The sequence below is a fragment of the Branchiibius hedensis genome, assembly GCF_900108585.1.
GTDB classification, from domain to species: Bacteria; Actinomycetota; Actinomycetes; order Actinomycetales; family Dermatophilaceae; genus Branchiibius; species Branchiibius hedensis.
Genome location: NZ_UESZ01000001.1, coordinates 1,054,244 through 1,074,436, shown reverse-complemented (window position 1 = coordinate 1,074,436; position 20,193 = coordinate 1,054,244). Strand labels below are relative to the sequence as shown.

The window sequence follows — 20,193 nt, the reverse complement described above, 5'->3', positions numbered from 1 at the left end:
GCATCGATTAATCCGCCACCGGCTGTTCACGCCGCGGCCACGGCGCCGACGTGTGCCCGTCACCGGCCGGCAGTTGCCTGACCTGCGGCGGCCCGGGTGATACGGGCCGCCACCACCATCTGGTTTCCCGTCACCCCCAAGGAGCGCGTACGCCGTGTCCCACCGTCGCCTGTTTGCCACCGCCACCGCTGCGCTCACCGCCTGCGCCTTTCTGACCAGTGTCCCCGCGCAAGCCCATCGGGCACCGTCGGCCAGAGACGCGGTCGAGGTCTACTCCCAGCACCTGCCCCCGTTGGCCACGATCGGCGGGGTGCGGATCGACGGCTCCGGCTGGGGGTCGTCGTGGGTTGCCAAGCCCGGCTCCGACGTCCTCTTCTACGGGCTGACCGACCGGGGACCGAACGTGGACGGACCGGACGGCAGCAAGATCGAGCCGTTGCCGAAGTTCACCCCGAGTATCGGTGAGTTCCTCCTGATCCACGGTCGGGCAATCCTGTTGCGCACCATCCCGTTACGAGCGGCGAACGGCACGCCGTACAACGGTCAGGTCAACTCGCAGGCCAGCACAGGAGAGACGATCACCGACCTCGACGGCAACGTCCTGCCCGCGAGTCCTTACGGCTACGACCCGGAGGGCCTGGTGGCGCTGCGGGACGGAACCTTCTGGGTCAGTGACGAATACGGCCCGTTCATCACTCATTTCGATCGGTGGGGTCGACAGATCGAGCGGCTCTCCCCCTACGACGGGACGCTGCCGGCGGAGTTGAAGAATCGTGAACCCAACCGCGGCATGGAGGGTCTGACCGTCACGCCCGACGGACGCACCCTGGTCGGCATCATGCAGTCCGGCCTGAACACCCCCGATGGCCCAAAAGCCAAGAAGGCCAGCGCTCTTCGGATCGTGACCGTAGATCTGCGCACCCGCGCAACCAAGGAGTTCGTCTACCTGCTGCACCACGGCAGTGAGGACGTCACGACCGCGGCCAGCGAGATCTCTGCGATCAGCAACACCCAGTTCCTGGTCGACGAGCGGGACGGCAACCTGGAGCCGGGCGCTAACAAGAAGCTGTTCAAGATCGACCTCACGGGCGCCACGGACGTGGGACCGAGCAGCAGGGTTGCCGGCTCGACGTACGTCGCAGGAGCTGGTGGCCTGCTCGTGAACGGTCAAACAGTGGAAGCGATCGCCGGCAAGAAGTCGACGGTCAACGCGTCAACTGCGTTGGAGCAGAACGGAATTACCCCGGTCACCAGTTCTCTGTTCCTCGACGTGGCCGGCCTGGTGACGGCCATCGACCCGACCGGCAAGTTCTACGGGCACGACAAAGTCGAGGGCGTGGCGGTGTTGCACGGCGGCCGCGAGGTCGTGATCGCCAACGACAGTGACTTCGGAATCGACGGCGTGACCAACGCTGCGGCGCCGTTCCAGCTGCACACCAAGACGCTGCCGGACGGGACCCAGGACACTTTGCAACTGCTCAAAGTCGACCTCGCCAAGGTGCCAGCGGCCTACCGCGGCTCGCCGCGATCGGCCTGGCGCTGATCTTGGGTATCGGCCTGCGGATCGCCGCAATTGCCAACGTCGCGCTGATGGCGATGATGTGGATGGCCGAATGGCCGCTGGACAAGGTCACCTCCACCGGTGACCCCAGCGGGTCGACCAACCCGATCGTCGACTACCACGTGGTCTACGCGTTGGCCGGGATCGTCTGTGCGGCATTCCTCGCTGGGCGAACCCTCGGGTTCGGATTGCTCTGGGAGAAAATCGTCGGCAAAGCCCGCTGGCTGGTCTGAGACCACCGATCGCGCCACGATGACCGCTCCTCGGGGGCGGTCATCGTGTTTCCAGAGCCGACCAGAAGGGTGAGGTGGCGGGTGGGTGCGACACACTGGGCTCGTCAATTCCGTTCCCCCACCTGGAGGTTGCCCGTGTCGCGTTCGCTCGGTTCGAAAGCCCGTATTGCCGGACAAGCAGCTCTCGGTGGCTTTCTCGCCTTCGCCGGGGTCGGCCACCTCACCTTCGCACGGCAGGAGTTCCAGGCGCAGGTGCCGGATTGGTTCCCCGCGAACACCGACTTCGTCGTACTGGCCTCCGGCGTCGTTGAGATCGCTTTGGGTACAGCGCTTCTGACCACCTGGAAGCAGCCAGCTCGAGCGTACGTGGGCGCCACCGCAGGCGCGTTCTTCGTGGCAGTGTTCCCCGGCAACATCGCCCAATTCACCGAGCACAAGGACGGATTCGGCCTCGACACTGACACCAAGCGGGCGATCCGGCTGGTCTTCCAACCGTTGCTGGTGGCTGGGGCGCTCGCCGCGACGGACGCCGTCCGGGTGCTGTGGAAGGATCGCTGAGCGGGTACTAGTGGCTCGCGTCCGGCGACCGCAACGCCAGATCGATCCACCACTGCAAGTCCACGTCCTCTTCGACCGCTGCGTCAGCGAGGAACACGTAGTTGCGCATGGTTCGGGCCTTCATGACGGCCGGTGAGGCTCCCTGCTTGGCCAACGCCGCGTCGTACTCGCTCGGGTCAACGCGGACCATCATCAGCCGATCGTCCTTCTGCCCCACCGCGAGCCGCAGCGTGCCGTTGACCATGAAGGCGATGCTGCCGAACATCCGCTTCTCCTGCACGTCACCGGCCGTCAGGAGACGCTCGCGGACTCGCGACAGCAGCTCGATCTGGTCCATACCTCGAGGCTGCCAGAAGTCGACGGCGACAAGGAAGGCCCAGGTGACCGGCCAATTTCGGATCTGGACGGTGGCTTAGTAGTCTTTCCCTTCGGCGCGGCTGGTTCCGCGACCGACCTGGACGTATAGCTCAGTTGGTTAGAGCGTTCGCTTCACACGCGAGAGGTCAGGGGTTCGAGTCCCTTTACGTCCACCATGTGATGAGTCGAGACACCGTTCATAGGTGAGTCGGGTCATCGTTCATAGTTTGGGCTTAGCGCTCGGCCATCGGCCGGGCGCTTTGTCGTTGTTGCGCCAGTAGGTGCGGGTGGGGTCGATGGTGTTGGTGGCTAGTTGTAGTGCCCCGCCAGGTTGGGTACGCGGTCTGCGGGTGAGCCACCTTTGAGCGCGGTGTGTGCGCGGTGGTGATTGTAGATGTGCAGGAAGTCCTCGTACGCGGCGGCGCGTTCGGTCTCGCTGGTGTAGGGGCGGGCGTAGGCCCACTCCTCGGTCAGGGTCCGGTTGAACCGCTCGACTTTCCCGTTGGTTTTCGGGGTGTAGGGGCGGGTGCGTTTATGGGTGATCCCATGGTCCTGCAGCATGTTCCGGAATAGGTGGGAGCGGTAACAGGACCCGTTGTCGGTCATCACCCGGTCCGTGGTGATCCCGACCTGCGCGAAGTGCGCCACCGCCCGTTGCATGAACGCGGTCGCGGTCTCCTTCTTCTCATCGGCCAGGATCTCTGAGTAGGCGTACCGGGAGTGGTCATCGACCGCGTGGTGCAGGTAGGCATACCCCCGCCCACTGCTGGAGGTAGCACGGGAGTTAGCTTTCCCCGCAGCGCGGCCATGGACCCGGTGTCCACCCCCATCGGGGATGCGGCCCAGCTTCTTGATGTCCACGTGGACCAAATCACCCGGGGCGTCGCGTTCGTAGCGCACCACCTTTCGACGACCGGCCCGTACCGGGGCACCAGTGGCCGGGTCCGTCCAGGACAACCGAAGACACCGGTACCGGGTCAGGATGCGGTGCACCGTGGCCGGATTCATCCCCAGGTGGTAGGCGATCCGGGCCGGCCCCCACCGCCGCGAAACCCGTAACCCCAGGACTCGCCGTTCCCGGCGCCTACTGGTGCGGTGCGGACATGACTGGGGCCGGCTGGGACGATCGCACATCCCCGCCGCACCATGCTGGCGGTACCGGGCCGCCCAGCGGTGCGCGGTGGTGACCGAGACCCCGAACCGGTCTGCGGCCCGCCGCAACGGCCACCCATCGTCCACCACGCACCGCGCCAGGCGCAGGCGACCAGTCGCAGAAAGCGGGGCATTAGCGTGGACCATGAGGACCTCCGGGTTTGGGGATGTGTTTGCTTCGTCGCTTCACACCTCACCCGGAGGTCTTCCTCAAGTCACGCCGACAGGCCGAGAACCGTTCCTAACGTCCCGGGGCAGTACAGCTAGTACGTGGCCGGTGCCTTGGTGGATGACGGTGACGGTGGTTTCGGTGACGATGATGACGACTGGTTTGCCGTGGTGTTCGGTGCCGATGCCGAGGTGGTGCATTTTGCCGGCGCGGCGTAGGGAGATTTTGCCGTTGGTGCCGACGTGGTGGTTGTGACAGGTTGGTTTGGCCCCACTGTGACGGTCTGATCTGGCCCCACTTGCGACTTGCCGGGGGCGGTTATGACGGTTTGATCTGGCCCCACCTGAGCCTTGGCTTCATCTACTGGTTCGACGGGATGGGGTTTGGGGATGGAGTCACGGGTGGAGTTGTTCGCGGCGATCCGCCGGGACGCACGGGTCGAGGAGCTCTCGATCCGGGAACTAGCGAAGCGGCATGGGGTGCATCGGCGCACGGTGCGGCAAGCGTTGGCGTCGGCGATGCCACCGGCACGGAAGACGCCGACGAGGTCCTCGCCAAGGTTGGACCCGTTCAAGGACGCGATCGACGACATGCTCCGTGCCGATCTGGATGCGCCCAGGAAGCAGCGGCATACCGCGACCAGGATCCTGGCCCGGTTGATCGACGAGCACGCCGCAACTGGCCTGTCGTACTCGACCGTGCGGGACTACGTGCGGGTCCGCCGGGCACAAATAGACCTCGAAGGCGGTCGCCGGGTCGAAGAGGCCGCCTTCGTCCCACAGATACACGAGCCGGGTGAGGAGGCGGAGGTCGATTTCGGCGAAGTCTGGGTCGTCATCAACGGCGTGAAGACCAAGTGCCAGATGTTCATCTACCGGCTCTCATACTCGGGGAAAGCAATCCACCGGGTGTACCCGACGTGCGCGCAGGAAGCGTTCCTGGAAGGCCACATCGACGCCTTCGAAACCCTCGGAGGCATCCCGACCCGGCATATCCGGTACGACAACCTGACCTCCGCAGTGCTGGCCGTGCTGCACGGCGGCGACCGCCGCCGGAAAGAGAACGACCGGTGGGTGCTGTTCAAATCGCATTACGGTTTCGACTCCTTCTACTGCCAGCCCGGCATCGCCGGCGCGCACGAAAAGGGCGGCGTCGAAGGTGAGGTCGGCTGGTTCCGCCGCAACCACCTGACCCCGATGCCCGAAGTCGAGTCGCTGGAGGAGCTGAACGAGAAGATCCGTGCCTGGGAGGCCGCCGACGACAGCCGGCGGATCACCGGGAAACTGAACACCATCGGCACCGACTACCAGGCGGAACAAAATATGTTGTCCCCGTTGCCGGTCGACAGGTTCGACCCCGGGCTGGTGCTGCACCCACGAGTGGACCGGTCAGCGATGATCACCGTGCGGATGATGAAGTACTCCGTCCCCGCGCACCTGATCGGCCGCACAGTCCGGGTCTCGTTGCGGGCCTCGCACCTGATCGTGTTCGAAGGCCACACCACCGTGGCCACCCACCCGCGGGTCGCCTCCCGCGGCGGCCACGTCGTCAACCTCGACCACTACCTCGAGGTGTTGAAACACAAGCCGGGCGCGCTACCCGGGTCGACCGCACTGGCAGCCGCCCGGGCCGCGGGAACGTTCACGGCGGCGCATGACGCGTTCTGGGCCGCCTCCCGGAAAGTCAACGGCGATGCCGAGGGCACCCGGGAACTCATCGACGTCCTGCTACTGCACCGGTCGTTGCCGGCCGAGGCGGTGGCCGCCGGGATCACCGCTGCACTTACGGTCGGCGCGGTCACCGCCGAGGTGGTCGCGGTCGAAGCACGCCGACACGCCGCAACCCTCGACTCCGCCGCTGCTGGCGAAGGTGGGGCCAGTTCTGACCGTCACCCCGCTGCTCAAGGTGACGTGGGTGAGCACCGTGTTGTCAGTCTCACCCAACGACGCCTGACCGACCCGGCCGCGGTCATCGCGGGCCTGCCGGCGGACACCCGGCCCTTGCCGTCCGTGGCCGCCTACGACGAACTCCTACCCCGCCGCGCCGCGGCAGCGACCTCGACAGCCGATCTGACGAAGGCGAGTACCAGCTGATGCCCAATGCACCCGCGAGCACGATCACCCCGACCCTGCGCCGACGGCGTGGTCTGACTGAGGAAGCAGCCCTGGCCGCGGTCGATCAGGCCTGCCGCCGGCTACGACTGCCGACGATCCGCGGCGTGCTCGATGAAGCGATCGGGGTGGCCAAGAAGGAGCAGCTGTCCTACCCGGGGTTCCTGGCCGAGCTGCTGCTGGCCGAAGTTGACGACCGCGACCGCCGCTCCTCAGTCCGCCGGGTCAAGGCCGCCCAGTTTCCACGGGCCAAATGGTTGGGCGACTTCGACTTCGAGGCCAACCCAGCGATCGAGGCCGCGACCATCCACCAGCTGTCCAAGGGCGACTGGATCCGCAAAGGCGAACCGCTGTGCCTGATCGGCGACTCCGGCACCGGCAAGAGCCACCTGCTCATCGGCCTCGGGACAGCGGCTGCCGAGCAAGGCTTCCGGGTCCGGTACACCCTGGCCACCCGGTTGGTGAACGAGCTGGTCGAAGCCGCCGACGACAAGCTCCTGGCCAAGACGATCGCCCGCTACGGCCGCGTCGACCTGCTCATCATTGATGAGCTGGGCTACATGGAACTAGACCGCCGCGGCGCGGAACTGCTCTTCCAGGTCCTCACCGAACGCGAAGAGAAGAACTCGATCGCGATCGCCAGCAACCAGAGCTTCTCCGGGTGGACCGACACCTTCACCGACCCTCGTCTGTGCGCCGCGATTGTGGACCGCCTCACTTACCACGGCACCATTATCGAAACCGGCACCACCAGCTACCGGCTCGCGCACGCGCGGCAATCGACCAGCTGAACGTCGACCGACAACCCCCACTCAACGTCCATACCCCCTAGGGGTATCATTCGGTGAATGATCACACCTTCGATCTCGAAACTGCCCCGACGAACCCTGCTCACTGTGGCCGCCAGCGCTACTGCTCTGGTGCTGGCCGCGTGCTCGGGTGGCTCCGGCAGCCAGGGCGCGACCACCGGTTCCAGTCAGGCCATGGACCACACGGCGATGAACTCGTCGATGAGTTCTTCGATGCCCTCCATGGCGTCATCGATGCCGATGCACCACGGCGACAGCGGTCCGGTACCGGCCGGGATGAAGCCGGCCGGCCATCCGAAGTACCCGGTCGGTAGCACGGTGATCTTGACCGCGAACCACATGCCCGGGATGGACGGTGCCCGGGCGACGGTCGTGGGCGCGTACTCGACCTTCACCTACGCAGTGAACTACACCCCGACCACCGGCGGGGCGATGGTCAAAGACCATAAGTGGGTCGTCCAACAGGAAATCAAGGATGCCGGCACCCGCCGGCTACCCGACGGCAAGAAGGTGACTCTGACCGCGGACCACATGCCCGGGATGAAGGGTGCGACCGCCACGATCACCAGTTCGACCGACCAAACCGTCTACGTCGTGGACTACACCGCCGGTGGCATGACCATGAAGAACCACAAGTGGGTCGTCCAGGACGAGATGAAGGCAGCCAAGTAGTAGCCGATCGCCCTAGCCGCTGCCCGTGCGTCACCTGACCCGCCCGGCGCGTACTGTCCGGCGCTGGAGGAGATGACCCGAAATGTTGAACTGGGTGCTCGATGCGTTACGGATGGCCGGGATGATGGCCTGGCAGATCTGCTGGTCGCTGATCCTGGGCTTCCTGCTCGCCTCCCTCGTGCAAGCGGTGGTGCGCCGCGAGCAGGTCTCCCGGCTGCTGGGTGACGACCGCCCGGCCACCCTGGCCAAGGCCACCGGGCTCGGCGTCGCCTCCTCGTCGTGCTCGTACGCCGCGGTCGCCTTGGCCCGGTCGCTGTTTCGCAAGGGTGCCAGCTTCACCGCGGCGATGGTCTTCGAGATCGCCTCCACCAACCTGGTCGTCGAGCTCGGCATCATCCTGGCGCTGCTGCTGGGCTGGCAGTTCACCCTGGCCGAGTTCGTCGGCGGCCCCATCATCATCATCCTGGTCGCCCTGGTGTTCCGGATCGTGCTGCGGGACAAACTGATCCGCGACGCCCGCACCCAAGCCGACAAAGGGATCGCCGGGTCCATGGAAGGCCACGCCGCGATGGACATGTCCATCACCGGCGAGGGTTCGCTCTGGTCCCGGCTCGCCTCTCCGCGCGGGATCACCGCCGTGAGTCACATTTTCGTGATGGAGTGGGCCGCAGTCATCCGCGACATCGTCATCGGGCTGCTGATCGCCGGCGCAGTCGCCGCCTGGGTACCGCAGAGCTTCTGGCAGCACCTGTTCCTGAACGGTCACCCGGTCTGGTCGGCGATCTGGGGGCCGATCATCGGCCCCGTCATCGCGATCGCCAGCTTCGTCTGCTCCATCGGCAACGTTCCGCTAGCGGCGGTCTTGTGGAACGGCGGCATCAGCTTCGGCGGCGTCGTGTCGTTCCTATTCGCCGACCTGCTGATCCTGCCCATCCTGGCCATCTACCGCAAGTACTACGGGTGGACCATGACCCTACGCATCACCGGCGTCTTCTACATCTGCATGGTGGCAGCCGGGTACGCCGTCGAGATCCTCTTCCAACTCGCCCACCTCGTCCCAGCCTCCGGGCACGCCTTCACCGGAGACGCCGGAATCAGCTGGAACTACACCGCCTGGCTCAACATCGCCTTCCTGACCCTCGCAGCCCTGCTGTGCGCGCGGTTCGTCCGCAGCGGCGGAACCAGCATGCTGCACACGATGGGCGGCGACCCCGACACACCCCCGCACCACTGAGGCCGCGCGGATCGCCACCATCGACGATCACGCGTCTCAACGCGCCCACAACTACCCGCCAAAAGCGGGGCCCAGTCAGGCCGTCATCCCGGGGCCAAATCCACTTGGGGACTATCGCAGTTTCGGTGTTTCTGGTCCGTGACACGCCCACGGCTGTGGGCGGGATCGGAGTAGGCACGCATGACACTGCAGGGCATGAATCAGGAGCAGATCGAGCCGGCCCGGGACGACACGGCTGGTCGCAAGCGGCCGCGGGATCGTCGACCGAAGCGCTCGGAGGCCGAACGGGCTGAGCAGGAGGCGATCGCTGCGTTGGTGCGTCAGGCCCGTGCCAACGGTGACCCGATCGCCGGGCCGCAAGGGTTGTTGAAGAAGCTGACCAAGATGGTGCTGGAGACCTCCCTGGAGGAGGAGATGACCGAGCACCTGGGTCATCCCAAGCACCACCCGTCGACCGATGAGGCGGGTGCGACCGTGCCGGTGGACCAGCAGCGCAATGTGCGCAATGGTTCGCGCACCAAGACGGTGATGACCGATTCGGCCGGCAAGGTCGAGATCACCGTCCCGCGGGATCGGGCGGGCACATTCGAGCCGGTGATCGTGCCCAAACATCACCGCAAGCTCGCCAGCCTGGACACCCTGGTGCTGTCGCTGACCGCCAAGGGGCTGACGACCGGGGAGATCAGTGCCCACTTGGAAGAGATCTACGGTGCGTCGGTGTCCAAGGACACCATCGCCCGGATCACCGAGCGGGTCAGCGAGGAGATGACCGAATGGTTAGCTCGCCCACTGGACGCGGTGTACGCGGCGATCTTCATCGACGCGATCGTGGTCAAGGTCCGCGACGGGCAAGTCGCCAACCGCCCGTTCTACGCGGCGATCGGGGTCAGCGTGGATGGGTGCAAGGACGTGCTGGGGTTGTGGGCCGGCACCCCCGGCGACGGCGAAGGCGCCAAGTACTGGCTGGCGGTGCTGACCGAGCTGAAGAACCGCGGCATCACTGACACGATGTTCGTGGTCTGTGACGGGCTCAAAGGGTTACCCGAGGTCGTGGAGTCCACCTGGCCCGACGCCATCGTGCAGACATGTGTCATCCATTTGCTGCGCAACAGCTTCCGGCTGACCTCGCGTAAGTACTGGGACCAGATCGCCCGGGAACTCAAACTGGTCTACACCGCCCCGACCGCGGCAGCGGCCCGGGACGAGTTCGAGAAGTTCGCCGCGGTATGGGGTGCGCGCTACCCCGGGCTGATCCGGTTGTGGGAGAACGCCTGGGAACAGTTCACCCCGTTCCTGGCGTATGAGGTCGAGATCCGCCGGATTCTGTTCAGCACCAACGCGATCGAGTCGCTGAACGCACGATACCGGCGGGCCGTGCGAGCCCGGGGACACTTCCCCAACGAGCACGCCGCACTGAAGTGCCTGTACCTGGTGACCCGGTCACTGGACCCCACCGGTAAGGGGCAGGCACGATGGACCATGCGATGGAAGCCAGCGCTGAACGTCTTCGCGACCGTCTTCGAAGGCCGCTGGCCCACCGCAGAGAAGTACTAACCATGAGGACCAGAAACACCGAATTTCGGATAGTCCCGGGTGCGGCCAACGGCTTCCCGCGGCGGCAACTTGCGGGGCGGGCGCTGCAGGATCCGGGCGGGTACGGCGACGAACGCGACGATCAACAGACCGAGCGTGCCCAGCAGCACCGCTTCGAAGACCCACCGCTTCCCGAACCGGGGCAGGACCAGCGCGGCGAAGGACAGCAGCACTCCACCCAGCAGACCGGCGATCAGGACCGGCCAGATCCGCCGCTGCGTGGCCTGGATGGCGGGTCGGATCGTGGGCGGGACGGCGTCGATCGCGAAGGCGAAGACCGTGTTGCACCAGAAGGAGGCCATCGTCGCGGCGATGATCAGCAGGCTTCCTGCGAGCAGCCAGCCTGGTGACAACGTGCGTAACTCGGCTCCGTGCAGCGCGTAGCGGCTCACCTCGTACATCCCCAGCCAGATGAGCATCGCCGGAACGAGCTGGATCAACGTCAAGCGCCAGTTGGTCAGGATCAGGGTGATCCCGCGCAGCATGAGGACCACGGATCCGGCCGCCCACGCCAGTGGGGCCAGGAAGAAGCGCCGTGAACCCATCTCGCGCATGATCCGGTCCACGGTGTCCGGATCCGTGTCAGCGACGGCAAGGACCAGCGCGCGGAATCGCTGGGCCCGCTCAGTGAAGGCCCGGGAGGCCACGAAGCCAATTCTCAATCGGGTCAGGCAAATACACCGGCACACCACTGATCGCGAACAGCGCGTAGAACAGCACAACGATCAGGATGAACAAACCCAGACCGAGCAGTGCGCGCACCCACAGCGACTGCTGCTTCTGCCACTCGTTCCACTTCTTGACCTGCTTGATCGCGTACGACCGCAGCTTGGCCGCCGGCTCGAACTCCGAGGCCAGCACGCCCAATCCCAGGAAGATCACCAGCCAACCCGGCCCGGGGAACGGCAACAGAATCACCCCGAGCACCACGATCGCCAGCCCGACGACGATCACGACGGTGCGGTAGATGATCAGCGTGGTCCAGTTGGACTTCAGCGCCCGTCGCCAGGCCCAGGGGTCCTCGTCAGCATCGACCCACCACTTGCTGTCCTTCGGTTTGCGCTGGCTCATACCGGCGCGAAGCGAGTGACGCCCATCTCGCGGGAGACCTCGGCGAAGGCCGCCTGCAGTTGCGTAGTGACCGGTCCGGGTGCTGCGATACGCCGCTCGCCCACCGCGTGCACCGGCTGGATGTCGCGGGTGGTGGAGGTGAGGAAGACCTCTTCACAGGTGTCGAGTACGTCGATCGGCAGGTCCCGCTCGGCGGTCGGGATCCCCGCGGCGGCCGCGGCCTCCAACGTCAGAGCCCGGGTGATCCCAGCCAGCGCCCCGGAGGTCAGCGGCGGGGTGACGGCGACCCCGTCGATGACCACGAAGATGTTGCTCCCGGTGCCTTCACACAGTTCGCCCCGGGTGTTGGCGAAGATCGCCTCGCTGCCGCCTTCGGCCTTGGCCCGGGCGAGCGCAAGCACGTTCTCGCCGTACGACGTGGACTTCACGCCCGCCAGAGCGCCCCGTTCGTTGCGGGTCCAGGGCACGACCACGACTTTGGCGGTCGGCGCGAACGGTTTTGCCTCGGCGGCGGCGACAACGTAGCTGAGTGGCGCGTCACCGCGATCCGAGCCCATCGGGCCGACGCCGGCAGTGACGGTGTAGCGCAACCGCCCGAACGTGATGGGCTCTTCCAGTACGGCGCCGATCGCCTCATCGAGAATCCCCCGGTCGGCGGCGGGCAGCCCCATCGCCGCCAACGAGCGGTCCAGCCGTTCGTGGTGGCGCTGCAACGCGAACACCCCCGAGTCGACGACCTTGCAGGTCTCGAACACCCCGTCGCCCACGGTGACCCCGTGGTCGAGCGCGTTCAAACTAGGTTCGTCGCCAACGATGCGCCCGTTGACCCACACCCGCATGCTCACTGTGTCTCCTCCTACGCCCGACTCGGGCTGTCTGCGATGACCGCGTCGGCCAGATCGACCAACCACCTGGCTTTCAGGTCAGTCTCCCACCACTCCCCCTGCGGGTCGGAGGCCCAGGTGATGCCGGCGCCGACCCCGAACCGCAGGGTGTGCCCTACCCGCCAGAACGTCCTGATCGCCACAGCGAGTTCCGCACAGGGCCGCAACGGATCTCGGTTGTCGACGTACCCCACTGCGCCGCAATAGATCTCGCGCTCCTGTGGCTCGATCGACGCGATCACCTGGAGAGCCGAATGCTTCGGCGCACCCGACACCGATCCCGGTGGGAAGGACGCGTGCAGGATCTGCTCCCATGGCGTGTCCGCCGCGAGTGTCCCGCCCACATGGGACACCAGGTGGACACTGCCGGGGTATTCCTCCGGTGTGCACAGCCCGTCGACGCGCACTGTCCCCGGGCGACACACCCGCTGCAGATCGTTGCGCACCAGATCCGTGATCATGACGTTCTCGGTGTAGTCCTTCTCCAGCATCGCCTCCAACGTGACCGCAGTCCCCTTGATCGGACCCGACGTCAGCTGCTCGCCGACCCGGCGCAGGTACAACTCCGGCGAGGCACACACGATGTCCAGGTCGGCGCCCGGCACGAAGACCCGCGTGCCGTACCGGCCCGAACTGCGCTGGCAGACAGCCGCATCCAGGGTGTCCAGGTCGAAAGCGACCGGCACCTCGCGCTCCAGGACCCGGCAGACGTTGACCTGGTAGACCGTCCCGTCGGCGATGGCGTCACGCACCGTCACCACCCCCTCGACGTACGCCGATCGGTCCAGCGAGGTGCGCCACGCACCAGGTCCGGGCCTGGCCAGCGGCGCGGTTGGTGCGGATACCTCGCGCGGTGTGGCCCGGCGTACGTCATCGAAGCGCACTGCGGTCAGGTGACCTTCGAAGCTGATGGCCACGACCCAGAAGCCCGGTTGGTCCAGCACGCGCGGATCGTGCTCGATGTGCACCGGCCCGTGGGCGGTCCACTCCCGGAATCGCGCGTGCGGTTCGACCTCCACCCCGGTCATTGTGCCGTCCCCGACGCGCCGACCCGGCAGACACCCAGGAACTGCAGCGGCCACCTCGTCCACGGTCGGTGATCCGCGACGGCAGGCGCATTTTGCATTGCTGACCAAATCTTTACGGAGTTTGCATCATCGCTGGTCAGGCCGTGGTTGGCTGCTGCCCGGACCCTACTGATCGGTAGCTTCAAGTTGAGAATGTGACGCCAGCCACCTAGCGTCGGACGACGTACCCATCAGCAGGCCCGGCGCCACCGCGCCGATCGCCCCGCCGCGAAGGAGTCGTCATGTTCCGCCCGATCCACCTGTCGTCAACCACTGCCCGTCGCAGCGCCCTGGTCGGTGCGGGCCTCACCGCCGTCGGCGTCGCCGCAGCGGTCGCGACGGCTCCCAGCGCGTCGGCCGCCGATCTTGCGCCGTGGGTGCTGCACCACAAGGGCACGATCACCACTCACCTGAAGACGCTGAACACCAATGTCACGTTTGCCGCCGCAGACACGACCACCGTGCCGTTGGGCAAGCTTCCGATTCCCGTGTCTTCTGCGATCACGACGCAGACCGGCCACGCGAGTCTGACCACCGGACCGAAGCTGGGCAATCTCAAGCTGGCGGCGTTCGAGGTTCGGATCCTTCCCCAGGGACCCGCGACGGGCACCTTCGACCCGACGAAGAACGATCTGGAGTTGACGCAGAACCTGCGTCTGCAGATCACCAAGGCCACCGCCCTCGGCCTGCCGATCAACCTGATCAGCGGCAGCTGCACGACGAGCACGACGACGCTGAAGCTGTCCGGAAACCTGTCGCGCCTGGACACCGGGCAGGTCAACCTGTTCGGCGCCATCAGCGCGAAGGGTCAGCTGACCATCCCCAAGTTCAGCAACTGCGGCATTCTCACCCCGCTGCTCAACACCATCGCGACCGGATCTGGCAACGCGGTCACCGTCGACCTGCAGCCGAACTGAGTCAGCGAGCTCATCGAAAGGCCGCGAGCACTGTTGCTCGCGGCCTTTCTCATGCGGCGGGGCGGCTGCCGCCCGGAGGTCACTGCGGTCTGGCAGCGGTCAAACCTTCTGAGGCAGTGAGCTTCTGGCCCGCCTCTTCGGTGGCCGATCGGCGTACGACGACCAACGCGAGCACCGCCAGCAGCCAGGCGATGGCCGGGGCCGGCCCCCACCAGCCGGCCCCCGAGGGGAACGGGTAGACGTTGCGGAACAAGGTGTAGGCCAGCACCAGGATGGCCAGGACCGGGATGACCAACTCCCAGCGGCGCACCTGCAGATCGCCGACACCCGGCCCCGATGTCGTGAAGCACAACTTGTAGGCGCCGACGGTCGCCAAGATGTACACGACGATCAGAATGAGCGTGCCGATCGTGCCGGAGTAGAGGAACACGTCAAATGACTGTGCTCGCAGGACAATCCAGGCCAGCAGCACGATCAGCGCGGCCGCACCGGCGACTACTCCCACGGCGCGGACAGGTACGCCGTGGCGCTCATCGACCGCACTGAGCGAGCGGATCCCGGCCCCGTCCCGGGACAACGCGAAAATCAGCCGCGACGCGCCGACCACGCACGCCAGAGCGCATCCGATGGCGCTGACTGTCGCACCGATCGTGATGACGTGACCGACCCAGCCCGCCAGGTAGTCCCCGGACAGGTCCGCGAGCAGCGACTCCGATGAAGTGAACGCAGCGACGCCCTTGTCGTCAGCACCGAAGCCCATCATCTCGATGGCCGTGATCACCACGAAGAACACGCCGCCGAAGATCGCGGTGCCCAGGATGGCGCGCGGAATGTCCTGGCGAGGGTTCTTGGCTTCCTCACCCAGCGTCGCCGAAGACTCGAACCCGGCGAACGAGAGCAGACCGAAGACGACACCGAGAAAGACGGTCGAGGCGCCCAGCCCCGGCGGTAGGGAGAAGACGGCCAGATCGAACTTCTGACCGCTCGGCCCGCCACCGCCGAGTAGTTTGCCCAGAACGACAACCGACACCAGGACGATGAGTGTCACCGTGACCGCCTCGATCGTCAGCAGGAGACGAGTGGAGTTGCGGGCTTCGCGGGTCGCGAGCAACACCACGATGGCCAACGCCAGGAGGGTGAAGATGAAGGAACTCCAGTCCGGGGCGTTCTTCCACACACCCCACGCGGACAGTTCCTCACTGATGAAACGTCCTGCGGCGGTTGACGTTACGACGGCGTAGAACAGGTAGGTCCCCACCAATGACCAGCCGGCGAAGATGCCAGCGCGAGGGCCGAGAGTCGCACCGACGAAGCCGTAGACCGAGCCGGCGTGGTGGAAGCGTTGGGTCAGACGCACGAACGTCCAGGAGATCAGCAGCACGCTGACCGTCGCCAGTGCGAACGCCAGCGGCACCGCGCGACCGACGCTACTGCTGATGCCCTGTGGGTTGATGTTGACGGCCATCGAGGGCGCCATGAGCGCGACGGAGACGCCGATCGCCTCCCACACCGACAGCGTGCGGCGCAGTCCGCGCGGGGTGGTTTCGTTGCTGGTCATACGGATTGCTCCTTGAGGCTCAGAGCTGGATAGGCCCGGCGAGCATTGCCGGAACCGATGAGGTGGGCGATGCGGACGGCGTCGTCCACGGACCATTCGTCGCTGGCGACGAATTGCGACAGTGCCTTGGTCAGGCCGCTGCGCCACAAACGGGCGCCGAGGTAATGCAACTCCGAAGGACCGTAGGCGTCGGAGGAGTAGAGGATCTTGCTGAACGGGGCCAGTTCCAGCGATCGGGCGATGACTGCCGCTGAGCGTGCCCCGAGATAGTTCACCGCCAGACCCACGTCGAGATAGACGTTGGAGAAGGCTTGGGCCAGATAGCCCGCTGCCCGCTCGTAGGGATAGCAGTGCAACAACAGCACGCTGGCCTGCTGCACCTGCGGATCCCGGAGGAAGTCGGTGAGAAGCAGCGGATCGGCGGCCCGCAGATCCAGATCGCGGTCGCCAAACCCCACGTGGATTTGCAGCGGCAATCCGGTGCGGGTGGCTTCGTGCATGCCGAAGGCGATGAGGAACGGGTCAGTCAGCCGTGAATCTCCTTGCTGCCACTGGCGATACGCGCTGGACACTGCCGCGTCGCTCGGTCGGCTCAAGTCGACGTCGAAGCCACATCGGTAGGCCAGGATCGTCTTGGTACCCACCGCGTCACGGGTGCGCGCGCTGAGTAGGTTCCGAAACGCGTCGGGGTAGTCGGCCGGCAGGGTTCCAGCGGCGTGCAATTCCTCGGCGAGGACTTCCAACCGGACGATCTCATCGGCGGGCTGGCCGGAGGCTTCGTGCATCTGCTCGGGGCTCAGAATCGTGTCGGTTGCGAATCCGGTGTCGACCACCCACCGTTGCACCCCGGCAGCGGCGAGGAACCGGCGGTTCACCTCCTGCTCGCCCAGCGTCGTACGCCGCTGCCAGTAGGTCTGCGGATCGACATGCCGAGGTAGCTCAAGGACAGGAGCACACCATGCGCGTACGGCGAACCCGAGTTGCGAGTCCAGCGGATCCAATTGCGGCGGGAAGGGTTGCGTATCGGCTTCGATGAAGCTGTTGGCCCACTCTTCGTGCGACGGCGTGTCGCGCAGCGCGCCGTGGACGTGGTGGTCGATCAGCGGCAACTGCTCGACGGTGTCTCGGAGGACCGCGTTGATACTCACACTGTCCACGCCAATCGCAGAGTCTCGCTGCGCGTGCTCGCCTCAACTTCGCCGTAGACGTCGTTCTCGTGTCGACGCACGGCCAGAAGGGCGGCGACGGATTGTGGTCCGAGGATTTCGCGCATCAGTTCCGATCCTTCGAAAGCGTCCAGAACCGTGCGGTGGTCGCTCGGCAACACCAGCAGGCCGGCAGCCGCGCGTTCTTCGTCGCTGAACCCACTGGGGTCCTCGGTGATCTCCGGCGGCAGCGTCGCACTGCTGGCAACGCCGCGGACCGCCAGGCCGAGGATGGCAGCGGATGCCAGGTAGGGGTTGGCCGACGGATCGATGATCTTGACTTCGACGTTCGCACCGTGCGGGTTGGCCGAACCCCCTTGCAGGAAACGGACACTCGCCTCCCTGTTCTCCGTACCCCAGCACGCCGTCGCGCCCGACCAGAAGCCTGGGGCCAACCGCGTTCCCGACAGCACCGACCCCGCGAAGACGGCTTGCGCTTCGGGCAACGCATGAAGAACCCCGGCGATCGCACTCTCCCCCTGCGGCGTCATCCCTCGCGCGCCGCTCCCGCCGGCGAAGATCGACTGATCCCCGCGAGAGAGCGAGAAGTGCTGATGGGCTCCGTTGCCGACGCCACCATCGATCGGCACGGGAGAGAAGCTGGGCAACATTCCGTGTTTGCGCGCCACCCGACCGATGACGGTCTTGGCCACCACGACGGTGTCCGCAGCAACGACCGGCTCCGCGGGCGGCAACGACACCTCGATCTGCATCGCGCCGTACTCGGCGTGAACCTGCTCGAAACTGACTCCGGCGACCGCGCCCTGGCTGATCAGGTCATCGACGAACCCCTGCAGTCCGATCACCGGACCGAGGCCGTACGGCGTCCACGACGGGACCTCGATCAGTGAGCCGTCCGGGTTGACCAGAGTGAACTCCAACTCATGCCCGATCAGTGGGGTGAACCCGGCGACGATCGCCTCGGCCACGACTCGTTCCAGGATGTTGCGCGGCGCGCACGGGTCGGCTGCGCCGTCCTGGTCCACTGCCCGCGTTGCCCCGATCGCGAGACCGTCCCCGAGAAGGCGCACCGTCTCGGGGACCAGACGCAACCGGAGGTCTCCGACCGCCCCGTAATAGGGAGTGAACTGAATACTCGCGTCCAGGCTGTACCCGTTGTAGACCGGGCTCATCCCGGCACCGGAGGTGACGAAGTCGGCAAAGCGCTCCAGCGGCATGGTCTTGGCGTGCACCAAGTTCGAGGCGTTGGTCGCCCAACCGGCAACGAATCGCACCCCGGCCGCGGCCAGTTCGGCTCGCTGGGCGGACAGAGCGCTTGAGTCACTCACCATGCGCTCATCCTGCCGCGAGAGAGTGTCACAATTCGTACAAACGCATGAATCAATTCCTGTGTGTAGTTTTTGTTACACCGCCTTAACAACCGGAGGCCCTGTGTGCCGACTCCTCGCCCACGCCACGCCGACCGCGCTCACGACCCGTCGGGTGCTCGGCGCACAGCTGGCCCGACGCTTCGAGCGGATGTCCCTGCTGCATGACGACGGGTGGGGATCTGCATGGGTCGACGCACCTGGCGGCTCGGTGCACCGGGTCCGGGATGCCTCTCCGGCGCACACGCAGGACCGATTGCGGCGTGTCCTGGAGTCCGATCCAGCGGCTGCGCGAATAGTCCACCTACGCCTGGCCACTGACTCGATGGCGGTCACTGCGATGAACGCCCACCCGTTCTCTGACGGGACTCTGGCGCTGGCCCACAACGGATCCATCGTGCCCACCGACTCGCTGCAACGACTACTGACCGATGACGAGCGTGCTGGCCTCACCGGTACGACGGACAGCGAGATGTACTTCACGTTGTTACGACGTCACCTGTCGGAGTCCGGCGACCTGAGGGACGCGGCGGCGCGGACCGTGCGAGCCCTTCGATCGGCGTACCCCGAAGCTAGTTTGAACGCCGTTGCCCTCACAGCAGATTCGCTGTGCGTCATCCACTCGAGCAGTCTGGCGCGGGTGCCGTGGGAGGACTTCATGGCAAGTGGCCTCAGCACCGAGGACATGCCGCTGGACCATTCCGAGGTGTACTTCCGGATGAGCTACCGAGCCGTCCCTGGCGGGGGCTGGGTATTCACCTCGACCGGGCTGGGCAGCGACTCCTGGACTGCCCTTCCGGAAGACTCCATCAGCACGGTGGACCTGGCCTCTCTGCAGTTGTCGATTGACTCCCAGGAGCTGGCTGCATGATCAACGACACGATCCGGGAGCACATGGGCGACCTGAGCCCCGCCGAACGCAAGGTCGGGCGGGCCCTGCTGTCCGATTACCCGCGCGCCGGCCTGGGGAGCACGGCGGCGTTGGCCAAGACGGCCGGGGTGAGCTCCCCCACCGTTGTCCGTTTCGCAACGTCCCTGGGCTACAACGGTTTCGCCGACCTTCAGTTGAGACTTCGCGACGAGATCGCCGCCGATGTCCTGGCCCGCACCCCCCGCGTGGAACGCAAGATCGACCGTGGCAACAGTCCGATCGCCGCAGCGGCCGAGGCACTCGCAGACTCGGTGATCGACACCGCGCGCGCCCAACACCCCTCGGAATGGGAGGCGGCGCTGACCGCGCTGTGCGATCTCAGCCGCGAAGTCCTCTGTGTCGGAGGCCGATTCACCGGGACGATTGCCGAACTCTTCGCTGCCGCGCTCAACACCGTCCGCCCGGGAGCGCACTTCCTTCGCGACCCGCTCGGTACTGACGCAAGCCTGCTGGTCGACCTCGACGCACGGTCAGTGCTGATGGCCTTCGACGTGGCGACCTACCAAACCTCGACCATCGACGTCGTGAGCTACGCGCGAACGCGCAAAGCGACCGTCATCCTGGTCACCGATCACAGCCTCTCCCCCGCGGCGACGGACGCCAGCGTCGTCCTCACGGTCCCTGATTGGTCGGCCTCCCCCTTTGGTGGGATCACCTCGACCGCGGTCATCGTGGAATTGCTCCTGCGAGACGCGGTGTCCCGCCTGGCGTACTCCGGCCGAGACCGGCTGCGACGGTTGGACCAACTGCGCGGCCAGGAAATGGTGACGCCCACGTCCTGAC

20 protein-coding genes and 1 tRNA gene are annotated in these 20,193 nt (G+C 66.1%); 12 read left to right on the top strand and 9 right to left on the bottom strand.

The window, feature by feature from the left end:
- Positions 1-154: 154 nt before the first annotated feature.
- The 3 genes from DR843_RS05310 (at position 155) to DR843_RS05300 (ending at position 2,352) form a co-directional block, all read left to right on the top strand.
- The gene (locus DR843_RS05310) at positions 155-1,543 is read left to right on the top strand and encodes an esterase-like activity of phytase family protein (protein ID WP_109684426.1); all 1,389 of its coding nucleotides are present in this window, start codon (positions 155-157) and stop codon (positions 1,541-1,543) included.
- 2 nt (positions 1,544-1,545) lie between these two features.
- Positions 1,546-1,794 (top strand): hypothetical protein, encoded by a 249-nt coding sequence (locus DR843_RS05305; protein WP_109684425.1) that lies wholly within the window; start codon positions 1,546-1,548, stop codon positions 1,792-1,794.
- Positions 1,795-1,929: 135 nt separating this feature from the next.
- Positions 1,930-2,352 carry a DoxX family protein gene (locus DR843_RS05300; RefSeq protein WP_211310184.1) on the top strand — a complete coding sequence of 141 codons (423 nt, stop codon included), beginning with the start codon at positions 1,930-1,932 and terminating at the stop codon, positions 2,350-2,352.
- 7 nt (positions 2,353-2,359) lie between these two features.
- On the opposite strand, the gene DR843_RS05295 is transcribed toward DR843_RS05300, so the two are convergent.
- Positions 2,360-2,689, bottom strand: a complete 330-nt coding sequence (locus tag DR843_RS05295) for a TfoX/Sxy family protein (protein ID WP_109684424.1) — start codon at positions 2,687-2,689, stop codon at positions 2,360-2,362.
- Positions 2,690-2,808: 119 nt separating this feature from the next.
- On the opposite strand from DR843_RS05295, the gene DR843_RS05290 reads away from it, so the two are divergent.
- Positions 2,809-2,885, top strand: a tRNA-Val gene (locus DR843_RS05290).
- A gap of 133 nt (positions 2,886-3,018) precedes the next feature.
- Here DR843_RS05290 and DR843_RS05285 read toward each other — a convergent pair.
- Entirely contained in the window at positions 3,019-4,008 is a 990-nt protein-coding gene (locus DR843_RS05285; RefSeq protein ID WP_109684423.1) for an IS481 family transposase, read from the bottom strand.
- A 411-nt stretch (positions 4,009-4,419) separates the two neighbouring features.
- Between DR843_RS05285 and istA the strand changes: the two genes are divergently transcribed.
- From istA to DR843_RS05260, 5 genes are all read left to right on the top strand, one after another.
- On the top strand, positions 4,420-6,123 hold the full coding sequence (gene istA / locus DR843_RS05280; protein ID WP_109684422.1) for an IS21 family transposase: 1,704 nt from the start codon (positions 4,420-4,422) through the stop codon (positions 6,121-6,123).
- Positions 6,123-6,932, top strand: a complete 810-nt coding sequence (gene istB, locus DR843_RS05275; RefSeq protein WP_109684421.1) for an IS21-like element helper ATPase IstB — start codon at positions 6,123-6,125, stop codon at positions 6,930-6,932. Before istA ends, istB begins: the two co-directional genes overlap by 1 nt.
- 57 nt (positions 6,933-6,989) lie before the next feature.
- Complete coding sequence (locus DR843_RS05270) at positions 6,990-7,622, top strand: YdhK family protein (RefSeq protein WP_109684420.1); 633 nt, start codon at positions 6,990-6,992, stop codon at positions 7,620-7,622.
- An 82-nt stretch (positions 7,623-7,704) separates the two neighbouring features.
- A complete protein-coding gene (locus DR843_RS05265) occupies positions 7,705-8,856 on the top strand; it encodes a permease (protein WP_109684419.1) in 1,152 nt (383 codons plus the stop codon).
- A gap of 195 nt (positions 8,857-9,051) precedes the next feature.
- The gene (locus DR843_RS05260) at positions 9,052-10,410 is read left to right on the top strand and encodes an IS256 family transposase (RefSeq protein WP_109688598.1); all 1,359 of its coding nucleotides are present in this window, start codon (positions 9,052-9,054) and stop codon (positions 10,408-10,410) included.
- Here the strand turns inward: DR843_RS05260 and DR843_RS05255 are convergent.
- The 4 genes from DR843_RS05255 to DR843_RS05240 are packed head-to-tail and all read right to left on the bottom strand — an operon-like array spanning position 10,407 to position 13,423.
- Complete coding sequence (locus DR843_RS05255) at positions 10,407-11,096, bottom strand: hypothetical protein (protein ID WP_109684418.1); 690 nt, start codon at positions 11,094-11,096, stop codon at positions 10,407-10,409. The genes DR843_RS05260 and DR843_RS05255 overlap by 4 nt on opposite strands.
- A complete protein-coding gene (locus DR843_RS05250; RefSeq protein WP_109684417.1) occupies positions 11,074-11,520 on the bottom strand; it encodes a TIGR02611 family protein in 447 nt (148 codons plus the stop codon). The genes DR843_RS05255 and DR843_RS05250 overlap by 23 nt, the downstream gene beginning before the upstream one ends.
- Positions 11,517-12,359 (bottom strand): aminotransferase class IV, encoded by an 843-nt coding sequence (locus tag DR843_RS05245; protein WP_172461514.1) that lies wholly within the window; start codon positions 12,357-12,359, stop codon positions 11,517-11,519. The genes DR843_RS05250 and DR843_RS05245 overlap by 4 nt, the downstream gene beginning before the upstream one ends.
- A gap of 17 nt (positions 12,360-12,376) precedes the next feature.
- Positions 12,377-13,423: a chorismate-binding protein gene (locus DR843_RS05240; RefSeq protein ID WP_245934003.1), complete on the bottom strand. Its 1,047-nt coding sequence runs from the start codon at positions 13,421-13,423 to the stop codon at positions 12,377-12,379.
- A gap of 290 nt (positions 13,424-13,713) precedes the next feature.
- On the opposite strand from DR843_RS05240, the gene DR843_RS05235 reads away from it, so the two are divergent.
- Entirely contained in the window at positions 13,714-14,388 is a 675-nt protein-coding gene (locus tag DR843_RS05235) for a hypothetical protein (protein WP_109684414.1), read from the top strand.
- Positions 14,389-14,467: 79 nt separating this feature from the next.
- On the opposite strand, the gene DR843_RS05230 is transcribed toward DR843_RS05235, so the two are convergent.
- The 3 genes from DR843_RS05230 to DR843_RS05220 are packed head-to-tail and all read right to left on the bottom strand — an operon-like array spanning position 14,468 to position 18,443.
- Complete coding sequence (locus DR843_RS05230) at positions 14,468-15,946, bottom strand: APC family permease (RefSeq protein WP_109684413.1); 1,479 nt, start codon at positions 15,944-15,946, stop codon at positions 14,468-14,470.
- Positions 15,943-17,094: an amidohydrolase family protein gene (locus DR843_RS05225; RefSeq protein ID WP_109684412.1), complete on the bottom strand. Its 1,152-nt coding sequence runs from the start codon at positions 17,092-17,094 to the stop codon at positions 15,943-15,945. Before DR843_RS05225 ends, DR843_RS05230 begins: the two co-directional genes overlap by 4 nt.
- Positions 17,091-18,443 carry a type I glutamate--ammonia ligase gene (locus DR843_RS05220; RefSeq protein ID WP_109684411.1) on the bottom strand — a complete coding sequence of 451 codons (1,353 nt, stop codon included), beginning with the start codon at positions 18,441-18,443 and terminating at the stop codon, positions 17,091-17,093. The genes DR843_RS05225 and DR843_RS05220 overlap by 4 nt, the downstream gene beginning before the upstream one ends.
- Before the next feature lie 100 nt (positions 18,444-18,543).
- On the opposite strand from DR843_RS05220, the gene DR843_RS05215 reads away from it, so the two are divergent.
- Together DR843_RS05215 and DR843_RS05210 are read left to right on the top strand one after the other, a co-directional pair.
- Positions 18,544-19,350, top strand: coding sequence for a class II glutamine amidotransferase (locus DR843_RS05215; RefSeq protein ID WP_170119750.1), 807 nt, complete (start codon positions 18,544-18,546; stop codon positions 19,348-19,350).
- The gene (locus DR843_RS05210; protein ID WP_109684410.1) at positions 19,347-20,192 is read left to right on the top strand and encodes a MurR/RpiR family transcriptional regulator; all 846 of its coding nucleotides are present in this window, start codon (positions 19,347-19,349) and stop codon (positions 20,190-20,192) included. The genes DR843_RS05215 and DR843_RS05210 overlap by 4 nt, the downstream gene beginning before the upstream one ends.
- Position 20,193: the final 1 nt, after the last annotated feature.